We start from the raw sequence: 23,456 nt of genomic DNA, 5'->3' as shown, positions 1-23,456 counted from the left end.
GTTTTATTCTGATTCTTATATGTGTATTACGACTACCTATGCTGCCAACGCCACATCGGCCGGATGAGCGGGTCGGTATTGTAACCGCTCGCCATGCCCGAGCTGCGATTTGAAAAACGCGTCGACCGCCGCCAGCTGCTCGGCGGTCGATTCCAGCAGGTTCATGCGCTGGCGGAATTCTTCCCCGCCCGGCAAGTCCTGCACATACCACCCGATGTGCTTACGGGCGGTGCGCACGCCGACATACTCGCCATAGAAGGCATAGTGCGCCGGCAGGTGTTCGTTCATCAGGCCGCGCACTTCCTCGACCAAGGGGGCCGGCAAATGTTCGCCGGTGCGCAGGTAGTGGTCGATTTCGCGGCAGATCCAGGGCCGGCCCTGGGCGGCGCGGCCGATCATCACCGCGTCGGCGCCGGTGTAGTCGAGCACGTACTTCGCCTTTTCCGGCGTGGTGATGTCGCCGTTGGCGACCACCGGGATGCCCACCGCCGCCTTGACGGCGCGGATGGTGTCGTATTCGGCCTCGCCCTTGTAGCCGTCGGCGCGGGTGCGGCCGTGCAGGGTCAGCATCGCGATGCCGGCCTGTTCGGCCATGCGCGAGATGCGCAGGGCGTTCTTGTTCTGGCGGTCCCAGCCGGTGCGGAATTTCAGGGTGACGGGAACGTCGACCGCCTCCACCACGGCGTGCAGGATGCGCTCGACCAGGTCTTCGTGCTGCAGCAGGGCCGAACCGCACCAGCTGTTGCAGACTTTCTTGACCGGGCAGCCCATGTTGATGTCGATGATCTGGGCGCCGCGCTCGACGTTGAATCTGGCGCAGTCGGCCAGGTCCTTCGGATCGGCGCCGGCGATCTGCACCGCCTTCGGCTCCATTTCCCCGGCATGGTCGGTGCGGCGCGCGGTTTTTTCGCTGGCCCACAGGCGCGGATTCGAGGCCGCCATTTCGGACACCGCGTAACCGGCGCCCAGCTGCTTGCACAGCTGGCGGAACGGGCGGTCCGTCACCCCGGCCATGGGGGCGACGAAGACATTGTTACGCAAAATGTAAGGACCGATTTGCACAGCGGAAAAGTCTCGAAAGTTTCTCGGGGAACCTAGTATTTTACCTCATTCGCTGCTCAAAATAGCGGCAGAATTTTTGGCGATTGTTGCGTGTGTGATATTGGCAGGGGTGAAGAGTGGGGGTAGGCGACTAGCCCAGGTCGTCCAGCACTGCCGGCTGCAGGTGCGCAACCTCCCCCCAGCTGACCAGCTTCAGCACGCCCTCCTCCACCACGAACCGGTTCACGCTCGCATTGAGCACCTTGAAATCTCGCGGCGTCTCCAGCGACAAGCCGAGCGCGGCCCGGTATGCACACTCGAGCACCCCGCCATGCGCCACCAGCGCGATGGTCTTGCCCGGATGCGCCGCCGCATGCCGGGCGATCGCCGCGGTCGTCCGCTCGTAGAATTCGCGGAAACTCTCACCCCGGTTCGCTCCCGGGGGCAGCACGCCATCCACGTCGCGCGCCTGCCAGGCCGCGAACTCGAGCGGAAAACGTGCCGCGATCTCGCTGTACAGCAAGCCTTCGAATCCGCCGTAGCAGCGCTCGCGCAGCGCCGGGTCGATGCCCACCCCCATCCCGCGCACGCGGGCAAGGGCCTCGGCGGTCTGGCGCGCGCGCTGCAGGTCGCTGGAGACGATGTGGTCGATCGGCTCGGCCGCGAGCGCGGCGCCCAGCAGGGCAGCCTGGCGCTCGCCCTCGGCATTGAGGGCGATGTCGAGGTGGCCCTGGAGGCGCTTCTCGGCATTCCAGGCGGTTTCGCCATGGCGGATCAGGAGGATGGTCGTTGCTGTGTTCTTATTCGAAAGCATGAGGTTCGTTTGCCCCGAACCTCGCGGGCTCAGGTCGGAAGTAAGGCTGTTATGTCGGGATTCAGCGAATACACGCCGAAGGTGCGCGCCTCGTCCAGGATATGCCCGCGGATGGCCAGGCGCAGTTCGGCGCCGCTGAAGCGGCCGACCAGCGGCAGACGCGGGATGTCGAGGGCATACAGTGTAAACACATAAGTATGCGCGCGCTCGTCATTCCAGGGCGGGCACGGGCCATCATAACCGTAATACTCGCCCGCCATGGTCGGGTCGTTCGCAAACCAGCCGGTGTAGTCGTTGATGCCCTGGCGCAGCTGATGCTCGGTGCCGTTCTTGATCGTGAAGGGCAGCAGCGGGCCAGGCTTGCCGTGCGGCGTCACCATGTCGGAGAACATGCCTTCGGCCAGCGATTTCAGGCAGACCGGAATATCCACCAGCGACCAGTGGAAGAAGTCCACCCGCGGCAGCGAGGCGGGCACGGTCTTGCCTTCCTGGTTGACGTCGTCGCCGACGGAGGGCACGTCGGGGTCGTGGCAGATCAGTACCAGGGACTTGGTACCGGCGGGCACGTCGTCCCAGGCGAGATGCGGGCTGCGGTTGCTGGACAGCTTGACGTGGCTGTCGGGATCGGCCACCGCAAACGCGCATTGCGGCGGGATCGGCCCGCCCTCGGTGAATGAATCGCTCCAGATTCGCATATGCCCTCCCAGCCCTCTCCCTATTGACCCTTGTTGACGGCAGGGGTTTCAGCGCTGGGCACCACCTATCGCGACAGGATCAACCTGCAGCCAGAAAGTGACGGGACCATCGTTGATGAGTGAAACTTTCATGTCCGCGCCGAATCTGCCGGTCTCGACGATGCCATGGCGTTCGCGGGCCTGGCGCACGAGATGATCGAACAGGCGTCGCCCGTCTTCCGGCGCGGCTGCTGGCGAGAACGAGGGACGCGTGCCCGATTTCGTATCGGCGGCCAGCGTGAACTGCGGCACCAGCAGCAGGCCGCCAGCCGTGTCGGTGATGCTGCGGTTCATCTTGCCGGCCTCGTCGGAGAACACGCGGTAGCTGAGGAGCTTGGCCAGCAGGGCCTCGGCTTCGCGCTCGGTGTCGCCCTTCTCGGCGCACACCAGCACCATCAGGCCGGCTTGAATCGCGCCGACGGTGTCGCCGTCGACGCGCACGCTGGCTTCGCTGACGCGCTGCAGAAGACCAATCATCGCTGCGGCGAACCGGCCAAGGTCACGCGCGCAAACTTGCGCTTGCCCACCTGCATCACGAAAGTGCCGGCCTCGACCTGCAAGCCCTTGTCGCTGACCACGGCGCCGTCGATGCGCACCCCGCCCTGGTCGACCATGCGCATGGCTTCCGAGGTCGAGGCGCACAGGCCGGCCGCTTTCAGCAGCTGGGCCACGCCCAGCGGCGCGCCGGACAAGGCAACTTCCGGCACGTCATCCGGGATGCCGCCCTTCGAGCGGTTGACGAAGTCGGCCAGCGCGTCGTCGGCGGCCTGGGCCGAGTGGAAGCGTGCGACGATTTCCTTGCCGAGCGCCACTTTCGCATCGCGCGGGTTGGCGCCGCCAAGCACCTCGGCCTTGATGTTCTGGATCTCGGCGATCGAGCGGAAGGACAGCAGGTTGTAGTACTTCCACATCATGTCGTCCGAAATGCTCATCAGCTTGCCGAACATGGTGTTAGGGGCTTCGGTAATGCCGATGTAGTTGTTCTTGGACTTGGACATTTTCTCGACGCCGTCCAGGCCTTCGAGCAGCGGCATGGTCAGGATGCACTGCTGTTCCTGCCCATAATCTTTCTGTAACTCACGGCCAACCAGGAGGTTGAACTTCTGGTCGGTGCCCCCAAGTTCGAGGTCCGCGTGCAAAGCGACCGAATCATAGCCCTGCATCAAAGGGTAGAGGAACTCATGCACCGCGATCGGGGTCCCACTCTTGTAGCGCTTGGTGAAATCGTCGCGTTCCATCATGCGGGCCACGGTATAGCGCGAGGCGAGCTGGATCATGCCGCGCGCGCCCAGCGGGTCGCACCATTCGGAGTTGTAGCGGATTTCCGTGCGCGCGGCATCCAGCACCAGGGAAGCCTGACGGAAGTAGGTCATGGCATTTTCCTCGACCTGCTCACGGGTCAGCGGCGGACGCGTGGCATTGCGGCCCGACGGGTCGCCGATCATCGAGGTGAAGTCGCCGATCAGGAAAATCACCTGGTGCCCCAGGTCTTGCAGCTGGCGCATCTTGTTCAGCACCACGGTATGGCCAAGGTGCAGGTCGGGCGCGGTCGGGTCCAGGCCCAGCTTGATGCGCAGCGGCTTGCCCGACTGTTCGGAACGCGCCAGTTTCTGGGCGAATTCGCTTTCGATCAGCAGTTCATCGACACCGCGCTTGGCAATGGCCAGCGCCTCGAGCACCTTGTCCGTCAACGGCAGGGGGGCGGAAGAATTTACCGGAGCGCCGCTACCGGACGAGACATTCGAATTCATATGCGTATGGGATTTTCGTGTAGGAAATTTGCTAAGGCGGTTGTAGGACCACTTCTTTTGGTATAATTCACGATCGTTTTTCAGTTTCCTGTAGAAAACTTTGCAGATCGATAAGAAACTGGATCCCTAGAAGTTCAGCCGCAAATTTTAACTGATTGCATGAACCCTATACATAAAATCACTAGCAAGAGCCTGCTCCAGCTGCTGCCGCGAACGCGCAAAACGCGCATCGTGAGCGCCGGCGCCGCACTCCTGAGCGTGTTTGCATTCGGCGCAGTGGCAGTGGCCCCGATCGCTCCCGACGCGGCAGACATGCCGGTCACGTCGATCGAACAGAACCTGGAACTGCCGAACCTGGCAGACCAGATCGCCGCCCTCCAGCAGAACGAGCAGCAATTCATCCACGAGGAACGCATCCGTCCGGGCGACTCGATCGGCTCCCTCTTCACCCGCCTTGGCGTCAACGACGCCGACGCCCAGAAATTCCTCCGCACCGACAAGACCGCCCGCCGCCTGCTGTCGCTCAAGACCGGCAAGCGCATCCAGGCCGAAACCGATGAACATGGCCTGCTGCAGTCGATGCGCGCCACGATCACCGACGGCAAGGCTGGCGATGCCCGCCAGATCACGGTCGAGCGCAAGGGCGAGAAATTCGTCGCGATGGAAGCCCCGGCCAAGCTGGAGCGCCGTGTCGAGATGCGTTCGCGTGAAATCACCACCTCGCTGTATTCGGCGACCGACTCCAACGTGGACGGCGGCAGCATGCCGGACTCGGTGGTCGGCCAGATGATCGAGATGTTCTCGACCAACATCGACTTCCGCTCCGACCTCAAGCGCGGCGACCGCTTCAGCGTCGTCTACGAAACCTTCTGGCTCGACGGCGAACTGGTGAAGACCGGCCGCATCCTGGCAGGCGAATTCGTCAACCGCGGCGTCGCTTACCAGTCGGTCTGGTACGAAGACCCGGTCACCAAGCAGGGCGGCTACTACAGCCTGGACGGCAAGGCACTGAAGAAAGCCTTCCTGAAATCCCCGCTGCAGTTCTCGCGTATCTCCTCGGGCTTCTCGATGCGCGTGCACCCGATCTCGGGCAAGTGGAAGGCGCACAAGGGCGTCGACTACGCCGCCTCGACGGGCACGCCGATCCGCGCGGTCGCCGACGGCGTCATCGATTTCGCCGGCAACAGCGGCGGCTACGGCAACCAGGTCGTCCTGAAGCACTGGTCGAGCTACAGCACTGCCTATGCCCACATGAGCCGCATCGCTCCGGGCATGCGCAAGGGCGCCAAGGTCAGCCAGGGCCAGGTGATCGGCTATGTCGGCTCGACCGGCTGGTCGACCGGCCCGCACCTGCACTACGAGTTCCGCGTGGCAGGCCAGGCCCAGAACCCAGAGAAGTTCAAGTCGCTGGCCCAGCAGCCGCTGAGCCAGGCCGAACTGGCCCGCTTCCGCATGGCCGCCGCCGAAATGAATCACCGCTTCTCGCTGCTCGCACCGAGCGGCAACGCGATGGCCGCGCGCTAAGCCATCCCGCTCGTCCCAACGCCCCGCCGCATCGAGCATGCCGCGGGGCGTTTTCTTTTCCTGCTTCGCTATGCACCCGTCATGAATTCCATGAAATAGCAGTTATTTTGCTATCCACGAGAAGTTTTATTGCCATCTCTTTAGCTTTCAATGCTAGAGTGAAAAGAGATCAACAATAACGGAGGCAATATGCTCAAGTTTCTCGCGTTCATCCTGCTCGTGCTGGTAGGGGCGCCATCGGGCGCCCAGCAGGCTTTTCCCTTCCTGAACAAGCCGGGCAGTTTCGCAGTCGGTTTCCGCGTGGTCGAGCAGGTGGATCCGAGCCGCAGCTATCCCGCCAACGCGCCGGAAGGGGCACGCAAGCCGCGCCCGATCCAGACCGCCATCTGGTATCCCGCGGTCAAAGGCGGGAAGCCGATGCGCTACGACGACTACCTCCAGCTGCTGGGCTGGGACGACGATTTCACCCGCTCTCCTGCGGAACGGGACAAGGTGCTGGCAGATTGGCTGAAATTCGTCAGCGAAGGCGGACGTGACGCGCAGCTCGCTGCGGAGCGCAAGGATGTGTGCTGGGCGGTGCGGGATGCGCGGGCGCTGCCGGGCAAGTATCCGGTGGTGATCTATTCGCCGAGCATCAGCAGCAATGTGTTCGAGAATGCCGAGATGATGGAATTCCTGGCCAGCCATGGCTATCTCGTGATCGCCAGCCCGGCCCTGGGTGTCGACGAGCGCTGGCAGAAGGACGACCTGGCGCACGCCGAGGCGCAGGCGGCCGACATCCGCTTCCTGGTGAACTACGCGCAATCGCTGCCGCAGGCCGACGCCGGCCGCCTGGCCGTGGCAGGCTTTTCCTGGGGCGGCATGGCCAATGTGCTGGCCGCGGCCCAGGACGAGCGCATCAAGGCCCTGGTCTGCCTGGACGGCACGGTGCGCTACCGCCACGCCATGCTGGAGAAAGTGCCCTACCTGAAGCCGGAACAGCTGCGCACGCCCCTGCTCTATCTGGCGCAGCGGCCGCCGCCCTTCGAGCGCGGGCTGAAGTTCAAGCCGGACCACTCGGGCAGCATCCTGCAGAAAATGACGGGCGCCGACGTCTACCTGCTGACGATGTACGCGATGGAACATGTGTATTTCGTCACCAGCTACCTGCGCCTCGATCCGCTCGACTTCGGCGACTACACCCGCGACGAAATCGCCCAGTCCTATGCCCAGAGCGCGCGCTATGTCCTCAACTTCCTGAACGGCGCCCTGAAGGGCGAGCGAAGCGGCTTCGACTACCTGATGAAGAAGCCAGAACAGCTCGGCATGCCGCGCCACAGCGTCGACAGCCAGTTTTTCGCGGCCCGTCCGTGATCGCAAGTTGATATAGACAGGAGACTCGATGAAACCCGTTCTCGCCACCGCCGCGCTGTGCCTGACCCTGTTCGCAGGCGCGCCACAGCGTGCCCATGCGGAAAACCCGGCGGAAAGCCGGCAGAAAATCGAAGGCGTGATCAAGGCCTTCGCCAAGGCCCTCGTCGACAAGGACAAGGAGGGCTTCATGCGCCTGTTCCTGCGCGAAGACATCACCTGGGTCGGCGTCTACACCGACGGCAGCCTGGCGCGCTACCGCGCCAGCCTGAAGGATCCGAAGGAGCCCTCGCCCAAGACAGAAAGCAGCACGCCACGCAAGTTCATCGAAAAAATCGTCCGCGCGCCGGAAGCGCGCACCGAAACCTTCGAGAACGTGCGCATCGATACCGACGGCGAGATGGCGCAAGTGCTGTTCGACTACAGCTTCATGGTCGGCAACTATCGCAACAACTGGGGCAAGGAAAGCTGGCAAATGGTCCGCACCGAGAACGGGTGGAAAATTGCCGGAGTGATCTGGTCGGCGGAAGAGAATCCTGAGCCTCCGCCGAAGAAGTAAGCCTCACCCGCTGTTTCATCAATCCTTGCGCCGGGCAGCGCATCGATAGCGCTGCCCGCCCCTCAAGCAGCTGCCAGGCCCAGGCGCAGCGAGGGCTCGACGCCGCGCTCGCCAGGAGACGCCGGGCGCGCATGACGGGAAACAGCGTCCACCTTGAACGTATTGACCAGTTCGGCAAGCGAGCTGGCTTGGTCCTGCATCGATGCCGCTGCGGCGGCCGCTTCTTCGACCAGGGCGGCATTCTGCTGCGTCACGTCATCCATCTGCGTGATCGCGGCATTGACCTGCTCGATACCGAGCGCCTGCTCGGCGCTGGCCGAGGTGATTTCAGCCATGACGTCGGTGACACGCATGATGCCCTGGACGATCTCCTGCATGGTGGCGCCGGCCTGGTCGACCAGGCGCCCGCCGGCATCCACTTTACCCACCGAATCCGCGATCAGGCTACGGATTTCCTTGGCCGCCCCTGCCGAACGTTGCGCAAGATTGCGCACCTCCGATGCGACGACGGCAAAGCCCCTGCCCTGCTCCCCGGCACGCGCGGCCTCGACCGCGGCATTCAGTGCCAGGATATTGGTCTGGAACGCAATCCCGTCGATCACTGCAATGATGTCGCCAATTTTCTTCGACGAAGCGTTGATCGATTCCATGGTCGTCACCACTTCCGATACCACCTTGCCGCCACGAACCGCGATCTCGGAGGCTGCCTGCGCCAGGGTATTCGCCTGACGGGCGTTGTCGGCATTCTGGCGAACCGAACTGGTCAGCTCCTCCATCGACGATGCCGTCTCTTCCAGCGAACTGGCCTGCTGCTCGGTACGGGACGAGAGGTCGAGGTTGCCGGAAGCGATCTGCTGCGAAGCGCTGACGATGGTCTCGGTGCCGGCGCGCACTTCGTTCACGGTCATCAGCAGGCTGTCGTTCATGCGCTTGAGTGCGGAAAGCAGATGACCGACCTCATCGCGGCTCGATACCTGGATGTCGGCGGTCAGGTCCCTGGAAGCGACCTGCTCGGCAAGCGCGACAGCGTGGGCCAGGGGCCGGGTAATGCTACGGGTCAGGAACAGTGCGAACAGCCCGCCGCAGACCAGTGCGGCGACGCCGGTACCGATCAGCAGCTTTTGTGCGCTTGCCTGTAGTGCGTCGATGCGCGCGTTGGCATCACGGAACAATTGTTCCTGGTTAGCCACCACCTCTTCCACGGTATGCACATACTGCTTCATTTCAGGCGCTACCTTGTCGCTCACGAAAGCCTTGAGTGCCGCATCAGCTGCGCCAAACTCCGCTTTACGGCGGAAGGCCTCGTCGCGGATGGCGGAATACTGCTTGCGCTGATCGGCCACGGCCTTCAGCAAGGCTTTGCCGCGCTCGCTTAGCACCAGGACCTCCAGTTCTTTCTGGACCTTGCTCACGTTCGCACTGACGGCCTTCATTTCCTGCTCATAGAAGGCGTCGTCAGCCGGATCGGTGCTTTTCAGCTTTGCCATGGTGCGCACACTATTGGTTGCAATGCCCTGCAGCCACTGGTCTGCGAGGGCGACTTTCGTCGTGGTGGCCGTCATGACCTCCTTGGCCTCGCCAATACGGCCGAGCTGCCATAAGGCGGTCGCCAGCATGAGGGCGGCGAGGAGAAGGATGGCGGCGAAAGCGACGCCGAGCCGGGTACCGATTTTTAAGTTATTAAATTTCATGTCGATCTGGCAAAAACGGAGCGGGGGGGGGGTGGTTCCGGATGCGTTGGCCGATTGTCAAGCTTTCGCTTCCAGCCCTAGAGAATTTACTCTAAACAACAAGTTTTGCCGTGAGTACATAAACAAAATATCGAAAAGGTGGGCGTTTAGATAAGAAAAAGACGTTAATAAACAACGATTTAATAACTGTTCATTATCTAAGTAGACGAACTAATAAGCCGTTTACGCTTCCGTCAAGCGGCTCCAGCGTTTAGTATGCTGGCGGCGCACGAGCTGAAGCAGCGCCCAGCACACCGCTGTCCGGTTACCCTACAAGGAGAATGCACATGAGCGAGACTTCGTCCCTGGCCATCGGCCTGATGTCCGGCACCAGCCTCGACGGCGTGGACGGCGTGCTAGCCGATTTCGCCGACGGCGGCATCCGCAGCATCGCGGCAGCCTTCACGCCCTTCCCCGCTGCACTGCGCAGCGAACTGATGGCCCTGCAGGCCGCCAGCGAGAACGAACTCGAGCGCGAGGCGCTGGCCGCCAATGCCCTGGCCCTGTGCTACGCCGACTGCGTGCGCCAGCTGCTGCCCCAGGCAGCCGGGCCGGTTGCGGCGGTGGCCGTGCATGGCCAGACCATCCGCCACCGACCGGAACTCGGTTTTACGCGCCAGACCAACAACCCCGCCCTGCTGGCCGAACTGACCGGGATCGACGTGATCGCCGACTTCCGCAGCCGCGACATCGCGGCCGGCGGCCAGGGCGCGCCGCTGGTGCCGGCCTTCCACGAAGCCGCCTTCGGGAAGCCGGGCACTGCGCGGGTCGTCGTCAACATCGGCGGGATCGGCAACATCAGCGTGCTGCACGGCGACGGCCGCGTCACCGGTTTCGATACCGGTCCGGGCAATGTCTTGATGGACCTGTGGATCGGCCGCCACCTCGGCAAGGCCTACGACGAGGACGGCGCCTGGGCCGCCGGCGGCAGCGTGCAGCAGCCGCTGCTGGATGCGCTGCTGGACGAGCCCTTCTTCCGCCAGCCGGCCCCGAAGAGCACCGGCCGCGACCTGTTCCATGACCGGTGGCTCGATGCCAAACTGAAAGACTTCAGCGGACTCGCGGCACAGGACGTGATGGCAACGCTCACCCGCCTGACCGCGGTAACGATCGCCGACGCCATCCGCGGCGAGCACGCAGCTGTGGATGCGGTGTACGTCTGCGGCGGCGGCGCCTACAACGCCACCCTGCTGCGCGAGATCGGCGCGGCGCTGGGCGGCGCAAGCGTGGAATCGACGGCCGCGCTCGGCATCGCGCCGAACCGGGTCGAGGCGCTGGCCTTCGCCTGGCTGGGCTGGCGTTTCCTGCAGCGCGAGCCGGGCAATTTGCCGGCCGTTACCGGGGCACGCGGCCCGCGCATCCTCGGCGCGCTCTACCCCGCGTAAGCACCCCTGGAGCACCCCTGGGGTCAGGTCTGACATTCGGACACGAGCTCGAGCCTTACGCTGCCGTATTGCTCAGTCCGTGTCTAAATGTCAGACCTGACCCCGATAAAGGGCACGATAAAGGGCAGGCGTAAACGACAAAGGGCTGGCAAACGCCAGCCCTCAAAAGGAACGGCCCGGATGAACCGGGCCGTCGACTGCCCGGGTCACCGGGCTGCCTGGGGGAAGATCACGCGGAGAACGAGGAGCCGCAGCCGCAGGTCGAGGTGGCGTTCGGGTTCTTGATCACGAACTGGGCGCCTTCGAGGTCGTCCTTGTAGTCGATCTCGGCGCCGACCAGGTACTGGTAGCTCATCGAGTCGATCAGCAACTGGACACCGTTCTTTTCCATCGTGGTGTCGTCTTCGTTGACGATTTCGTCAAAGGTGAAGCCATACTGGAAGCCGGAGCAACCGCCACCCTGCACGAACACGCGCAGCTTGAGGTCGGGATTGCCCTCTTCCTCGATCAGCTGAGCAACTTTCTCTGCGGCGCTGTCGGTGAAGTTGATCGGAACGGGGATCGTGTCGTGCTCTTGCACTTCGGCGACTGCGGTCATGAAACACTCCTGGTGAATATACGAATTGCGCCCATTATAGACCGTTGCCGCAACTGATGCTGGTGGCAGGCCGACTATCCGGCCGTCAGGGAAGGCTCGGCGTCGGTAAACTGAAACACCGGCTCGCCCGCAGGTTCGTGGGTCAGTTTCCCGGTCACGAGGGCGCCGCCGTGCATTTCGAGCAAACGGTAATGTACATCACCATGTATGCGGCCTTTCGGCTGTAATTCAAGGAGTTCTGACGAATATACCGACCCGGCGATGTAGCCGTTGACCACCAGGCTGGCGCAGCGCACCTCGCCCTCGATCCGGGCATGCTCGGAGACGATCAGCATGCTGTCGGCGCCTTCCGCCGCGACCACGTTGCCGTGCACTTCGCCGTCGATGCGCAGCCCTCCGGTGAAGCACAGGTCGCCCTCGATCCGGGCCGAGATGCCGACCAGGCTGTCAATCTCGCTTTTTACTTGTCGACCAAACATGTTCCACCCCTTCCAGTAGGACGCCGGCGGCGATGCGCCGCGCGCTGAAATCAACCTGTGCATCGGTCAATTTACCGTTCTCAACAAGAGTGGCCTTGATCTAGATCGCTTGGGCGGCGTGTTGCCGTTTTGTAGGAAAAAAGGGAGATGCCGCGCGGGAAAATTCCGCGCGGCGGGGAGAATGGATTAGGGCAGCAGCGCGACCTGCTTCAGGCCGGTCGCCTCATCCAGGCCGAACATCAGATTCATGCACTGCACGGCCTGGCCCGAGGCGCCCTTGACCAGGTTGTCCTGCACCACCAGGATGACGACGGTGTTGCCGCCTTCCGGACGATGCAGCGCCAGGCGCAGCATGTTCGAGCCGCGGGTCGAGCGGGTTTCCGGGTGCGAGCCGAACGGCATCACGTCCACGAAAGTGCTGTCCTTGTAGGTGTCCTCGAACAGGGCTTGCAGTGCCGCATCGTCGATGTCCTTGGTCAGGCGCGCGTACAGGGTCGCGTGCATGCCGCGGATCATCGGCACCAGGTGCGGGGTAAAGATCAGGCCGACCTTCTGGTCGGTGTAGCGCGCCAGCTGGGCCGAGGTTTCCGGGGTGTGGCGGTGGCCGTGCACGCCATAGGCCTTGAAGTTGTCGCTCGCTTCCGAGAACAGCGTGCCGATCTCGGCCTTGCGGCCGGCGCCCGAGACGCCCGACTTGCAGTCGGCGATCAGGCTGCCCGCGTCGACCAGGCCGGCCTTGAGCAGCGGGACGAAGCCGAGCTGCATGGTGGTCGGGTAGCAGCCCGGGTTGGCGATCAGGCGCGCGCCGCGGATGTCATCGCGGTTCAGTTCCGGCAGGCCGTACACGGCTTCCTCGATCAGTTCCGGCGCGGTGTGCGGGATCTTGTACCACTTCTCGAACGTGGCTTGATCCTTCAGGCGGAAGTCGGCCGCCAGGTCGATCACCTTGACGCCGGCCGCCAGCAGCGCCGGGGCCTGGGCCATGGCGACGCCATGCGGGGTGGCGAAGAACACCACGTCGCACTGGGTCAGGTCGGCCTTGTCCGGGCTCGAGAAAGCCAGGTCGACGACGCCGCGCAGCGAGGGGAACATGTCGGCGACCGGCAGGCCGTCTTCCTTGCGCGAAGTGATCGCGGTCAGCTGCACGTCGGGGTGCACGGCCAACAGCCGCAGCAATTCCACGCCCGTGTATCCGGTTCCGCCAACGATGCCAACTTTGATCATGTTCTGTTCCTTCGTGATGTAAGAATGACCTTTTCAGGACGAGGCTGCATTTTAACAGCCATGAAAAATGCCTGCGCCGGAGGCGCCATTCAGCATGCAAAGGATATTTGCCATTTAAGCAATAAATGCAAATATTCTTTGCATGGCATCAAGGCCAGGCCAGCAGCGCCTGCCCGGCCACGGCCTGCAGCTTGTCGCGGCTGAACCCGGCCTTGGCCTGCACGGCGATGCCATGGGTTACCGCCAGCAGGAAGCCGGCCAAGGCCGCAGGGTCGGCCGTCTCCCGCAAGTCTCCTTCCACGCGGGCGCGCTCGAAGCGCGCGCGCAGGGCGGCTTCGCCCTCGGCGCGGAAGTCGATCAGGGCCTGGCGGATCGGCTCGGCATCGTCCGATCCGGCCAGCACGCCGTTCACGCCAAGGCAGCCGCGCTGGTCCTCGAACATGGTGTTGAGCTCGACCGCCCGCGTGAGGATATGGGCGGCGACTTCGCGCGCGGTCGGCAGGGCCAGCGCTTCCGGGATATAGGCGAGGAAGCGCTCGCTATAGCGTTCCAGGGCGCGGCGGAACATCGCTTCCTTGTTGCCGAAGGCGGCGTACAGGGCCGGCCGTTCGACGCCTGCGGCTTCGGTCAGGTCGGCGTAGGACGCGCCTTCATAGCCCTTGCGCCAGAACACGCAGAGTACGGCGTCGAGCGCCTGGTCCACGTCGAATTCGCGACGTCGCCCCATGGAATCCCTCTTTTCATAATGGTTGTTACGAAAAAGCCTTGACAGGCTCATAGGTCAAAATTATATACTGATCGTTATCGTAACAGTCATTACTAAATAACGGACACAGAAAGGGATGTCATGTCACCAGTATTGAAGGGAAAAGTCGCACTCGTTACCGGCGGCTCGCGCGGCCTGGGCGCCGCCATTGCCGAAGCGCTTGCGGACCAGGGGGCGGATGTCGCGATCAGCTATGTCGCCTCCGCCGGCAAGGCCGAGGCGGTGGTCGCGAAACTGCAGGCCAAAGGGGTGCGCGCACTGGCCATTCGCAGCGACCAGGCCGACATGGCCGCCGCCGCGCCGCTGGTCGAGGTGGTGATCGCTCGCCTCGGCCGTCTCGACATCCTCGTCAACAATGCCGCGATCGCGGTGTCGGGCAAGCCGGTCGACGCGCCGGACCTCGACACCGTCAACCTGGACCGCCAGTGGCAGGTCAATGTGATGGGCCCCGTCGCCCTCACCCGGGCCGCCGCCCCGAAACTGGCCGAAGGGGGGCGCATCATCTACATCGGCTCGCGCCTCGGCACCGTGGTCCCCTGGCCGGGCACCGCGGACTATGCCGGCAGCAAGGCGGCCCTGATCGGCTACGCGAAAGGCGTCGCGCGCGACCTGGGCGGGCGTAACATTACCGCCAACGTGATCCAGCCCGGCGTGATGCCGACCGATATGTCGGCCGAGGTGCTGGGCGAGAGCGTGCCCGACGCCGTCCTCGACCAGCACCCGATCCGCCGCATCGCCACCCTCGAGGAAGTCGCGGGCCTGGCCAGCTTCCTGGCTGGCCCGCAAGGCGGCTATATCACGGGCGAAGTCATCAGCGTATCCGGCGGCATCGGCGTCTAGGGCGCTTACGAGCCAGGGGTAATGGACTTCGTGACCTTGCCCTGCTCGTCCAGCATCCGGATCTCCGCCTTGCCGTCGGCGGAGACCAGCTTATTTTGCTTGTTTGTTTTTGAGGCGACGCAGGCGCCATTCGATGAACAGGCCGACAAAGCCGCAGGCGAACACGATGGCACCGATGTATTGCAGGATGCGGTTACCGTTTGCCTCCACATGCCTGGTCGTGACCAGCTCGAAGCGGCGCCGTCCGTTCTCCACCGGCTCGTAATACACCGTGCCGCGGCTGTCCGGCCACTCCACGGTCAGCGGCCGGTTCCGTGTCGCCATGAATTCCGCCGACTGTTTCGCCATCTCCTCGATCGTGATCTGCTTGGCGAGCAGTTGGTTCCCCAGGACTTCCCGGTAGGTGGAAAAGACATTTTCGGCTTCGCCGGGGCGGATCACTCCGGGGGAGCTGTAGGTGTACAGCTTGTTCGGGAAGAAGATGCCGTCGTTCGCCGCCAGCATCATGGCAAACCCGAGTACCCAGGCCGCCGCCGAGCCGAACAACCAGCGCTTGGTATCGTGAACCTGCGCGGCCGCCACCCCATTGGTGAACTGGGTAACCGCGGGGATATGACGCAAGCTCGTCGCCAGCACGTCGCTGTCCACGTCTTGCAGAAAAGTCGCCGCATCCATCTCCAGCGCGGTAAGGATGGTGGAAAACATCTCGGCCGACGGCACCGACTTGTCGTTTTCCAGCTTGGACAGGTAGGATTGTTCGATTCCTGCAACCTGCGCGAACTGGGTTGGGTCAGGCCTTTGTCGGTCCTGATCTGCTTGAGTCTCTCGCCAAAAGTCATGTGAACCTTTCCTGAACGTCAATGGAATAGCTGTATTCTTTGCTATTCATGCATGACTTGGAAGATGAATATCGGCGAATATCGGTGAATGGGGCAGGAATATGAGATTCCCATATGCACGGCGCATGGATAAGGTCGATACGGCTGGGCCAAGGACAAAAACGGATGCATCCCGAACTGAAGCAAACCCGCAATGAAGCCAGGTTCACATGGCAACCAAGGAAGTCCAGCTCGACGGCCGAACTGGTTGCACGCGTACTCCATGTCCTCATCGGCCTTGCCCTGCTCTGCGCTTCCGTCTGGGCCGCCACCTACATCGACAGCCCGTACCAGGTGATCTACATCGTCACGATGCTGCTGAGCCTGCTCATGATCGGAAGCGGCCTGTACGCCAGAAGGGAAACGGTGTTCAAGGCTTTCCTGGGATATTGGTGCTGAGGCATAAGCCAAAAAACAAAAAGCCGCCCACCTTGCGGAGGACGGCTTTCGCGACAGCGGCTTGGCGCCGCTGCCAGCAAGCAGGGAAACGAATTAACGCTTCGAGAACTGCTTTGCGCGACGTGCTTTACGCAGGCCGACTTTCTTACGCTCGACTTCACGGGCGTCACGGGTGACGAAACCGGCACGTGCCAGGTCGCCCTTGAGGCCTGCGTCGTAGTCGATCAGCGCGCGGGTGATGCCGTGACGGACGGCGCCAGCCTGGCCCGATTCGCCACCGCCGTGCACGTTGACCTTGATGTCGAAACGCTCGACGTTGCCGGTCAGTTCCAGCGGCTGACGAATGACCATCAGGCCGGTTTCGCGCGAGAAGTATTCCGAAGCCGGCTTGCCGTTCACGATGATCTGGCCGGTGCCGGCCTTGATGAACACGCGAGCGACTGCACTCTTGCGACGGCCGGTGCCGTAGTTGTAGTTACCGATCATGTCAGTTCCTTAGAGGGTCAGTGCTTGAGGTTGCTGTGCTGCGTGCGGGTGGGTGCCTTCCGCGTACACTTTCAGCTTCTTGATCATGGCGTAGCCCAGCGGGCCCTTCGGCAGCATGCCTTTGACAGCCTTTTCCAGGGCACGGCCCGGGAAGCGCTGTTGCATTTTCAGGAAGTTGGTTTCGTAGATACCGCCCGGGTAGCCCGAGTGACGGTAGTAGGTCTTCTCGGTGGCCTTGGTGCCGGTCACGCGGAGCTTGCCTGCATTGACGACGATGATGTAGTCGCCGGTATCGACGTGCGGAGTGAACTCCGGCTTGTGCTTGCCGCGCAGTCGGAGTGCCACTTCGCTGGCAACACGTCCGAGGACCAAGTCCGTCGCGTCAATCACAAACCAGTCGCGCTGGACTTCATGGCCCTTAGCGGAAAAAGTTTTCATGTTGACTTCCTAATAGTTAAATGCTCACTGTGGTGGTTCCGCCCTTGTTGCAGCGGACTCTTCCTTATTATCTTCCCCGAGCAAAGGGAAAGCCCATGATGATAGCCGAACAGCGGCCAGCCCGTCAATGCGGCCGGCACCTCCTGTCGCATTTTCCACCGGCGCGTCTGATCTACTTCTTTCCTTCCAATCAAAGCCTTCCCTCCTCGCATAATTTCATGCGATGGTGCAACAATACGTTGACCATCAAAACGATGCCAATCTACTATGCAGGGGTCCTTAGAGGAGATTGTGTGAAGACAAGATCGTTACTCCCCGCCTTGCTGCCTGCCGCCGCCCTGTGGCTGGCGGCAAGCTCCCTGGCCAGCGCATCGACGCCACCCGCCAAGACCGCGCCCGCCGCCGTCGCCCGCAACTGTCACCTGCCCGGCGTGACCGACATCCTGCAATGCGTCACGCTCGACGTTCCGCTGGACCACGCCAACCCGGCCGGCAACAAGCTCAAGCTGCACGTCACGGTCGCCCCGGCGCACCGCAAGGGCGTGCGCAACGATCCCCTGTTCGTGCTGGCCGGCGGTCCCGGCCAGGCCGGCAGCGACGTCGTGCAAATCCTGAAGACCGCGCTCAGCCGTGTGCAGGCGACCCGCGACATCGTGTTCATCGACCAGCGCGGCACCGGGCTGTCGGGCAAGCTCGATTGCAAGAGCAAGCCGGAACACGAGCGCATGACCGAAGACCAGCTGGAAGCGGAAGTGCGCGCCTGCATCGCTGCCACCCGCGCCCCGTTCAAGGCCTACACCACCGAGGCGGCCGCCCGCGACACCGAACTGGTGCGCCGCGCGCTCGGCTACGGCGCCGTCAACGTGTTCGGCGGCTCCTACGGCACCCGCCTCGGCCAGGCCTATGCGCGCCTGTACCCGTCCAGCGTGCGCAGCCTGGTGCTCGACGGCGTGGCCGCGCCCGACCAGGTGATCCCGGCCGGCGCCCGCGACGGCCAGGCCGCGCTCGACAAGGTGTTCGAACACTGTTCCAGGGACGCCGGCTGCAACAAGGCCTTCCCGAACCTGCGCGCCCAGTTCGACGGGCTGCTCGCCAGGCTCGAAGCTGCGCCCATCAAGCTGTCCCTGCCCGACCCGCGCACCGCCAAGCCGATCGAGATGAGCATGACCGCCACGCGTTTCCTCGGCACCGTGCACAACATCCTGTATTCGCCGGCCGACGCGCGCCGCCTGCCCTTCCTGATCCAGAGCGCGGCGCAGGGGCGCTGGCAACCTTTCGTGGCGCGCCAGAACCTGGCCAGCGATTTCGGCGGCGACAGCCAGATGGCGCTGCTGCTGCACCTGGCAGTAGTGTGCGCCGAGGACGTGCCGCGTATGACGCCGGAGTTGCTGGCGTCGGATGCCGGCAAGCTGACCAAGATGCTGGCCGACATGATGCCGGCCCTGTGCAAGTCGATCGATGTCCCGGTCGTGCCCTACAAGGAACCGACCCGCATCGAAGCCCCGGCCCTGCTGTTGTCCGGCGCGCTCGACCCGGTCACGCCGCCGCACCGCGCGGTCACCGCCGCCAAGTACATGAGCCGTGCCCAGCACGTGGTGGTCGACAGCCTCGGCCACGGCGTCTCGCAGCTCGGCTGCGCGCCGCGCCTGCTGCGCACTTTCCTCGACAAGCCGCAGGACAAGCTGGATGCCAGCTGCCTGAAACAGATCCCGCTGCCGACTTTCCAGCTCGGCAGCGCCGGCCCGCAACCCTGAAGGCGTCAGAACATGATTGAAGTCCACGATGTACGCAAGAGCTTCGGCGCCGTGAAGGCGCTGGGCGGCGTCAGTTTCACCGCGAACGACGGCCAGATCACCGCGCTGCTCGGCCCCAACGGCGCCGGCAAGACCACCCTGCTGCGCACCCTGGTCGGGCTGCTCAAGCGCGACCACGGCAGCATCGCGATCGACGGCGTCGATCCGGAAAAGGACCCGATGGCGGTACGCCGCAGCATCGGTTTCCTGACCGACCAGTTCGGCCTGTACGAGCGCCTCAGCACACGCGAATACCTCACCTATTTCGGTGAGCTCAACGGCATGAGCCGCCCCGCCATCGCCAAACGCATCGAGGAAGTGTCCGCGCTGCTTGGCATGGACGACATCCTGACCCGCCGCAACAAGGGCTTCTCGCAGGGCCAGCGCATCAAGGTGGCGCTGGCGCGCACGCTGCTGCACCGGCCGCGCCACCTGCTGCTCGACGAGCCGAGCCGCGGCCTTGACGTCATGAGTACGCGCGCCCTGCGCACCGCGCTGGGCGCGCTGCGCGCCGAAGGCTGCTGCGTGATCATGGCCACCCACGTGATGCAGGAAGTGACAGCCCTGTGCGAGGACGTGATCGTCATCGCCGGCGGCCACACCGTGGCCCAGGGCTCGCCCGATGAACTGTGCCGGCGTACCGGCATCGCCAACCTGGAAGACGCGTTCGTGCACCTGGTCGGCACCGAGGAAGGAATCGCATGAAATCCAGGCTGTTGGTCGTCTACCTGAAAGAACTGCTCGAGACCCTGCGCGACAAGCGCACGCTCGGCATGCTCGCCATGTTCACCCTGCTCTACCCGATCCTGTTCGGCTTCATGCTGAACCAGGCGATCGAGAAAAGCACCAAGTCCGAGCGCGAAGGCATCGAGCTGGCGGTCATCGGCGGGGCCAAGGCGCCGACCCTGATGTCCCAGCTGGGCCAGAAGAACATCACCGTCAAGGACACCCCGGCGATGGACGAGGAAGCCATCGCTGAGCTGCTGCGCAGCAAGAAGGTAGCGGCGGTGCTGCGCCTGCCGGACGACTTCGTCGAGCAGTACTACGCGATGCGCCCGGCCCGGCTCGAGATCTGGTACGACTCCGCGACCGAAAGCGGTGGCCAGCGCCGCGACGTCGAGGACGTGCTGGAAGCCTATGGTTCCAACGTGGCCGGCGCGCGCCTGCTGGCGCACGGCGTGTCGCCGGCTGCGGTGACCCCGATCATGGTCCAGCGCTACGACACCGGCACCAATGCCTCGCGTTCGGCGATGGTGGTGGGCAGCATCATGGGCTTCCTGTTCTTCCCGGCGTTCATGCTGTGCCTGTCGGCCAGCGTCGACAGCACCGCGGGCGAACGCGAACGCCGCTCGCTCGAGGTGCTGATGGCGCAGCCGGCCAAGACCTGGGAACTCATCGGCGGCAAGTGGCTGGCTGCCAGCACCCTGAGCATCGTCGGCGTGACCCTCGAGCTGCTGCTGGCGCACGCGGTCTTCAAATGGCTGCCGCTGGAGGAGATCGGCATGTCCTGGAGCCTGGGCTGGGGCCAGATGCTGATGATCTGCCTGGTCACGGTGTCGCTGTCGCTGCTGGCCGGCGCCTTGTTCATCGCCCTGGCGATGAACTCCAAGACCTTCAAGGAAGCGCAGACCATCCTCAGCATCGTCGCCGTCCTGCCGCTGGTCCCGACCATGGTCATCTCCTTCCTGGAACTGAAGACCGCGGACTGGATGTACCTGGTGCCGATGCTGTCGAACCAGACCCTGATCAAGGAAGCGTCCAAAGCAGGCGACATCGGCGCCATGCCCTACCTGCTGACCTTCCTGTGCTCGGCGATTCCGGCCCTGCTGATCGTGGCCTTCGCCAGCTGGCGCATGAAGAGCGAGCGCTACGTGCTGGCGGTCTGAACTCGCCTTGAGGTCAGCGTAAAGAGGGGCGCCGGCAAGGGCGCCCCTTCTGTTTTACAATGCAGCGGCAACAGACCTGAGCGGAGAAAAATACATGGAAGTGAAAGTCAGCTGGAACGGCCCGTCGGGCATGAGTTTTCGTGCCGAGACCGGCAGCGGCCACATGGTCATGATGGATGGCGCACCGGAAGGCGGCGGCCACAACCTGGCGCCGCGCCCGATGGAGATGGTGCTGGTCGGCACCGGCGGCTGCACCGCCTATGACGTGGTGCTGATCCTCAAGCGCGGCCGCGAGGACGTGCGCGGCTGCGACGTGACGCTGCAGGCCGAGCGCGCGGAGACCGACCCGAAGGTCTTCACCAAGATCAACTTCCACTTCACGGTCACCGGGCGCAACCTGAAGCCGGCGGCGGTGGAGCGCGCGGTCAGCCTGTCGCACGACAAGTACTGCTCGGCGTCGATCATGCTGGCCAAGACGGCCGAGATCACGCACACGGTGGAGATCGTCGAGGTCTGAGCGGCCGGCGCCCGGCCGCGGCGCCTCTCTTCAAATACGATACGCGGTGGTCGTCATCACCTTCGACATCGCCGTCATCAGCATCCGCACCGGCAGCGGCGTCTCGGCCGCTCCCAGCGCCTGCGCCGAGGCGCCGTGGGCGATCTCGTCGACCCGCATCTGCTCCACGATCGCGCGCGACTTGGCGTCCTGCGGCGGCAAGTCCTCGAGGTGGCGGTTCAGGTGCGCCTCGACCTGGCGCTCGGTCTCGACCACGAAGCCCAGGCTGTGCGGGTCGCCCAGCTTGGCCGCGATGCTGCCCAGCACGTAGGAACCCGCATACCACAGCGGATTGAGCAGGCTCGGCTGCGAACCCAGCTCGGACAGGCGCTCGGCGGTCCAGGCCAGGTGGTCTTCTTCCTCGCGCGCCGACTTTTCGAACTGCTTGCGGATCGCCGGGCTCTTGCCGAAGCGCGCCTGCGAGTCGTACAGCGCCTGCGCGCACACTTCCCCGACGTGGTTCACGCGCATCAGGCCCGCGCTGTGGCGGCGCTCGTCGTCGCTCAGTTCGCAGTCGGTGGCATGCGTGCCCGGGTTCGGGCGCGAGGACGAGGCGACGCCGCCGACCACGCGCAAGGCCTTGTCGAAGCCGGCGATCAGGTCGTCGAGGGAGGAGTTGGAACGGTATGCGCTCATGATGTTGTCAAATGCGATATTCGAAAACACCATTATAGGCCCAGCTGCGGGGCTCAGGCGCCCGGCGCCCCCGCCTCGGCTTTCCTGCGCGCGATCCAGTCGGCCAGCGGACCCGCCGCCTCCAGCCCGGAGATGTTCTTCGCCACGCCCAGGTTCAGCTCGAGCAGGAAAGGAATCGATGCGATCGGGATTTCCGGGCAGTGGCGCCGGAAGGCGTCCATGAAACGTCCGGATTCGACGGTCGGCATCACCTTCGCGCCGCTCATGTACTGCAGCACGCTGGTGATGGTATGGCCCTTGCCGAGGGTGTGGTAGATGAAGCGGTTGAACTCGCGGTCGACCTTCTTGAAGTCGATCGTCTCCTCGGTCATCAACGCCGCCAGGTAGAACAGGCCCAGCGACACCCGGAACCAGTCCAGCGACTCGGTCCGGTCGCGTCCTTCGCGCATCAGCGCCAGCAGCTTGTCCTGGATGGCCTTGTTCATCCTGTCATTATCCATGTTTCCCGGCTTTACGCGAGCAATGTTTATTTAAGGAAATTATCGCTGCGCTTTGTCATCCGTTCTGTCATCGGATTATGCAGTCTGGACCATCAAAGCGCCCGTGCGTCGCGAAGTCGCCACAAACCTCAAGACAATTTAATACAATGCAAGTGTTGAAAAAGGTTTATATGCACGCTTGAGGATATGGCATGGAATTGAAAATCCGCAATTTGTCGAAGACTTACGCCAATGGCGTGGTCGCGCTCGACCGTGTCACCCTCAACATCCCGGCCGGGATGTTCGGGCTGCTCGGTCCGAACGGCGCCGGCAAATCGACGCTGATGCGGATCCTCGCCACCCTGCAGGAATGCGATTCCGGCTCGGTCTTCCTGGACGACATCGACGTCCTCGACGAAAAGGACGAGGTGCGCCGCATGCTCGGCTACCTGCCGCAGGATTTCGGCGTCTACCCGAAAGTGACCGCTTACGAGCTGCTCGACCATTTCGCCCAGCTCAAGGGCCTGTCGCACAAGCACCGCCGGCGCGAGGTGGTCGACGGACTGCTCCAGCAGACCAACCTCTGGGAAGTGCGCAACCAGCGCCTCGGCACCTTCTCGGGCGGCATGCGCCAGCGCTTCGGCATCGCCCAGGCCCTGCTCGGCGATCCACGCCTGATCATCGTCGACGAGCCCACCGCCGGCCTCGACCCGCAGGAGCGCGTGCGCTTCCATAACCTGCTGTCCGAGATCGGCGAGGACAAGACCGTCATCCTGTCGACTCACATCGTGTCCGACGTGGCCGACCTGTGCGCCAACATGGCGATCATCCACAAGGGCCACGTGCTGCTGTGTGGCGACCCGCAGGACCTGACCTACGAAATCGAAGACTACATCTGGGCGCGCATCGTCACCAAGCAGGAACTGCCGGTGTTCCAGAAGCGCCACCAGGTCATCTCGACCCGCCTGCTCACCGGCCGCACCCTGATCCACGTGTATGCCGAGACCGACCCGGGCGACGGCTTCGAACCGGCCCGCGCCAGCCTGGAAGACGTCTACTTCGCCACCATCGCCGGCAAATTCACCGCCGCCGCCACGGGAACCTGCTAGG

26 protein-coding genes are annotated in these 23,456 nt (G+C 63.7%); 11 read left to right on the top strand and 15 right to left on the bottom strand.

What is annotated here, in order from left to right:
- Positions 1-36 precede the first annotated feature (36 nt).
- The 5 genes from dusB to tyrS form a co-directional block, all read right to left on the bottom strand.
- Complete coding sequence (dusB, locus tag FG94_RS09860) at positions 37-1,062, bottom strand: tRNA dihydrouridine synthase DusB (RefSeq protein WP_081925906.1); 1,026 nt, start codon at positions 1,060-1,062, stop codon at positions 37-39.
- 130 nt (positions 1,063-1,192) lie between these two features.
- The gene (locus tag FG94_RS09855; protein ID WP_036210473.1) at positions 1,193-1,855 is read right to left on the bottom strand and encodes a histidine phosphatase family protein; all 663 of its coding nucleotides are present in this window, start codon (positions 1,853-1,855) and stop codon (positions 1,193-1,195) included.
- 29 nt (positions 1,856-1,884) lie between these two features.
- Positions 1,885-2,550 carry a YbhB/YbcL family Raf kinase inhibitor-like protein gene (locus FG94_RS09850; RefSeq protein ID WP_036210471.1) on the bottom strand — a complete coding sequence of 222 codons (666 nt, stop codon included), beginning with the start codon at positions 2,548-2,550 and terminating at the stop codon, positions 1,885-1,887.
- A gap of 48 nt (positions 2,551-2,598) precedes the next feature.
- Positions 2,599-3,066, bottom strand: coding sequence for a D-aminoacyl-tRNA deacylase (dtd, locus tag FG94_RS09845; RefSeq protein WP_036210468.1), 468 nt, complete (start codon positions 3,064-3,066; stop codon positions 2,599-2,601).
- A complete protein-coding gene (gene tyrS / locus FG94_RS09840; protein ID WP_036210465.1) occupies positions 3,063-4,340 on the bottom strand; it encodes a tyrosine--tRNA ligase in 1,278 nt (425 codons plus the stop codon). The genes dtd and tyrS overlap by 4 nt, the downstream gene beginning before the upstream one ends.
- A gap of 159 nt (positions 4,341-4,499) precedes the next feature.
- Between tyrS and FG94_RS09835 the strand changes: the two genes are divergently transcribed.
- From FG94_RS09835 to FG94_RS09825, 3 genes are all read left to right on the top strand, one after another.
- Positions 4,500-5,864 (top strand): peptidoglycan DD-metalloendopeptidase family protein, encoded by a 1,365-nt coding sequence (locus FG94_RS09835; RefSeq protein ID WP_036210463.1) that lies wholly within the window; start codon positions 4,500-4,502, stop codon positions 5,862-5,864.
- Between the two features lie 189 nt (positions 5,865-6,053).
- Positions 6,054-7,217 (top strand): dienelactone hydrolase family protein, encoded by a 1,164-nt coding sequence (locus FG94_RS09830; protein WP_051996402.1) that lies wholly within the window; start codon positions 6,054-6,056, stop codon positions 7,215-7,217.
- 28 nt (positions 7,218-7,245) lie between these two features.
- The gene (locus FG94_RS09825; RefSeq protein ID WP_051996400.1) at positions 7,246-7,773 is read left to right on the top strand and encodes a nuclear transport factor 2 family protein; all 528 of its coding nucleotides are present in this window, start codon (positions 7,246-7,248) and stop codon (positions 7,771-7,773) included.
- A gap of 62 nt (positions 7,774-7,835) precedes the next feature.
- Here the strand turns inward: FG94_RS09825 and FG94_RS28555 are convergent, their stop codons facing one another.
- Positions 7,836-9,464, bottom strand: coding sequence for a methyl-accepting chemotaxis protein (locus tag FG94_RS28555; protein ID WP_051996398.1), 1,629 nt, complete (start codon positions 9,462-9,464; stop codon positions 7,836-7,838).
- Between the two features lie 326 nt (positions 9,465-9,790).
- Here FG94_RS28555 and FG94_RS09815 point away from each other — a divergent pair, with 326 nt between their 5' ends.
- Complete coding sequence (locus FG94_RS09815; RefSeq protein ID WP_036210461.1) at positions 9,791-10,888, top strand: anhydro-N-acetylmuramic acid kinase; 1,098 nt, start codon at positions 9,791-9,793, stop codon at positions 10,886-10,888.
- A gap of 229 nt (positions 10,889-11,117) precedes the next feature.
- On the opposite strand, the gene erpA is transcribed toward FG94_RS09815, so the two are convergent.
- The 4 genes from erpA to FG94_RS09795 form a co-directional block, all read right to left on the bottom strand.
- The gene (erpA, locus tag FG94_RS09810) at positions 11,118-11,486 is read right to left on the bottom strand and encodes an iron-sulfur cluster insertion protein ErpA (protein ID WP_027865807.1); all 369 of its coding nucleotides are present in this window, start codon (positions 11,484-11,486) and stop codon (positions 11,118-11,120) included.
- Positions 11,487-11,560: 74 nt separating this feature from the next.
- Entirely contained in the window at positions 11,561-11,965 is a 405-nt protein-coding gene (locus tag FG94_RS09805; protein WP_027865808.1) for a polymer-forming cytoskeletal protein, read from the bottom strand.
- A gap of 186 nt (positions 11,966-12,151) precedes the next feature.
- Entirely contained in the window at positions 12,152-13,189 is a 1,038-nt protein-coding gene (gene argC / locus FG94_RS09800) for an N-acetyl-gamma-glutamyl-phosphate reductase (RefSeq protein ID WP_036210458.1), read from the bottom strand.
- A gap of 148 nt (positions 13,190-13,337) precedes the next feature.
- Positions 13,338-13,916: a TetR/AcrR family transcriptional regulator gene (locus FG94_RS09795; RefSeq protein WP_036210455.1), complete on the bottom strand. Its 579-nt coding sequence runs from the start codon at positions 13,914-13,916 to the stop codon at positions 13,338-13,340.
- 120 nt (positions 13,917-14,036) lie between these two features.
- Here FG94_RS09795 and FG94_RS09790 point away from each other — a divergent pair, with 120 nt between their 5' ends.
- On the top strand, positions 14,037-14,795 hold the full coding sequence (locus FG94_RS09790; RefSeq protein ID WP_036210452.1) for an SDR family NAD(P)-dependent oxidoreductase: 759 nt from the start codon (positions 14,037-14,039) through the stop codon (positions 14,793-14,795).
- Between the two features lie 90 nt (positions 14,796-14,885).
- On the opposite strand, the gene FG94_RS09785 is transcribed toward FG94_RS09790, so the two are convergent.
- Positions 14,886-15,656 (bottom strand): helix-turn-helix domain-containing protein, encoded by a 771-nt coding sequence (locus FG94_RS09785; RefSeq protein WP_229445902.1) that lies wholly within the window; start codon positions 15,654-15,656, stop codon positions 14,886-14,888.
- Between the two features lie 143 nt (positions 15,657-15,799).
- Here FG94_RS09785 and FG94_RS09780 point away from each other — a divergent pair, with 143 nt between their 5' ends.
- The gene (locus FG94_RS09780) at positions 15,800-16,072 is read left to right on the top strand and encodes a hypothetical protein (protein ID WP_152570936.1); all 273 of its coding nucleotides are present in this window, start codon (positions 15,800-15,802) and stop codon (positions 16,070-16,072) included.
- Between the two features lie 93 nt (positions 16,073-16,165).
- Here the strand turns inward: FG94_RS09780 and rpsI are convergent, their stop codons facing one another.
- Together rpsI and rplM are read right to left on the bottom strand one after the other, a co-directional pair.
- Positions 16,166-16,558, bottom strand: a complete 393-nt coding sequence (gene rpsI / locus FG94_RS09775) for a 30S ribosomal protein S9 (protein WP_005667904.1) — start codon at positions 16,556-16,558, stop codon at positions 16,166-16,168.
- A gap of 9 nt (positions 16,559-16,567) precedes the next feature.
- Positions 16,568-16,996 (bottom strand): 50S ribosomal protein L13, encoded by a 429-nt coding sequence (rplM, locus tag FG94_RS09770; RefSeq protein WP_036210443.1) that lies wholly within the window; start codon positions 16,994-16,996, stop codon positions 16,568-16,570.
- 293 nt (positions 16,997-17,289) lie between these two features.
- On the opposite strand from rplM, the gene FG94_RS09765 reads away from it, so the two are divergent.
- From FG94_RS09765 to FG94_RS09750, 4 genes are all read left to right on the top strand, one after another.
- Complete coding sequence (locus FG94_RS09765) at positions 17,290-18,750, top strand: alpha/beta fold hydrolase (protein ID WP_036210440.1); 1,461 nt, start codon at positions 17,290-17,292, stop codon at positions 18,748-18,750.
- 12 nt (positions 18,751-18,762) lie between these two features.
- Positions 18,763-19,494 carry an ATP-binding cassette domain-containing protein gene (locus FG94_RS09760; RefSeq protein ID WP_027865817.1) on the top strand — a complete coding sequence of 244 codons (732 nt, stop codon included), beginning with the start codon at positions 18,763-18,765 and terminating at the stop codon, positions 19,492-19,494.
- Entirely contained in the window at positions 19,491-20,675 is a 1,185-nt protein-coding gene (locus FG94_RS09755; RefSeq protein WP_036210438.1) for an ABC transporter permease, read from the top strand. Before FG94_RS09760 ends, FG94_RS09755 begins: the two co-directional genes overlap by 4 nt.
- A gap of 94 nt (positions 20,676-20,769) precedes the next feature.
- A complete protein-coding gene (locus FG94_RS09750; protein WP_036210435.1) occupies positions 20,770-21,192 on the top strand; it encodes an OsmC family protein in 423 nt (140 codons plus the stop codon).
- A gap of 30 nt (positions 21,193-21,222) precedes the next feature.
- On the opposite strand, the gene coq7 is transcribed toward FG94_RS09750, so the two are convergent.
- Positions 21,223-21,867 carry a 2-polyprenyl-3-methyl-6-methoxy-1,4-benzoquinone monooxygenase gene (coq7, locus tag FG94_RS09745; RefSeq protein ID WP_036211006.1) on the bottom strand — a complete coding sequence of 215 codons (645 nt, stop codon included), beginning with the start codon at positions 21,865-21,867 and terminating at the stop codon, positions 21,223-21,225.
- 53 nt (positions 21,868-21,920) lie between these two features.
- Positions 21,921-22,352 carry a hypothetical protein gene (locus tag FG94_RS09740; protein WP_036210432.1) on the bottom strand — a complete coding sequence of 144 codons (432 nt, stop codon included), beginning with the start codon at positions 22,350-22,352 and terminating at the stop codon, positions 21,921-21,923.
- Between the two features lie 206 nt (positions 22,353-22,558).
- Here FG94_RS09740 and FG94_RS09735 point away from each other — a divergent pair, with 206 nt between their 5' ends.
- Positions 22,559-23,455 carry an ABC transporter ATP-binding protein gene (locus tag FG94_RS09735; RefSeq protein WP_036210431.1) on the top strand — a complete coding sequence of 299 codons (897 nt, stop codon included), beginning with the start codon at positions 22,559-22,561 and terminating at the stop codon, positions 23,453-23,455.
- Position 23,456 lies beyond the last annotated feature (1 nt).

It is taken from the genome of Massilia sp. LC238 (genome assembly GCF_000735635.1).
In the GTDB taxonomy this organism is placed as follows: Bacteria; Pseudomonadota; Gammaproteobacteria; order Burkholderiales; family Burkholderiaceae_D; genus Telluria; species Telluria varians.
This window is presented reverse-complemented; position numbering and strand designations above follow the sequence as displayed.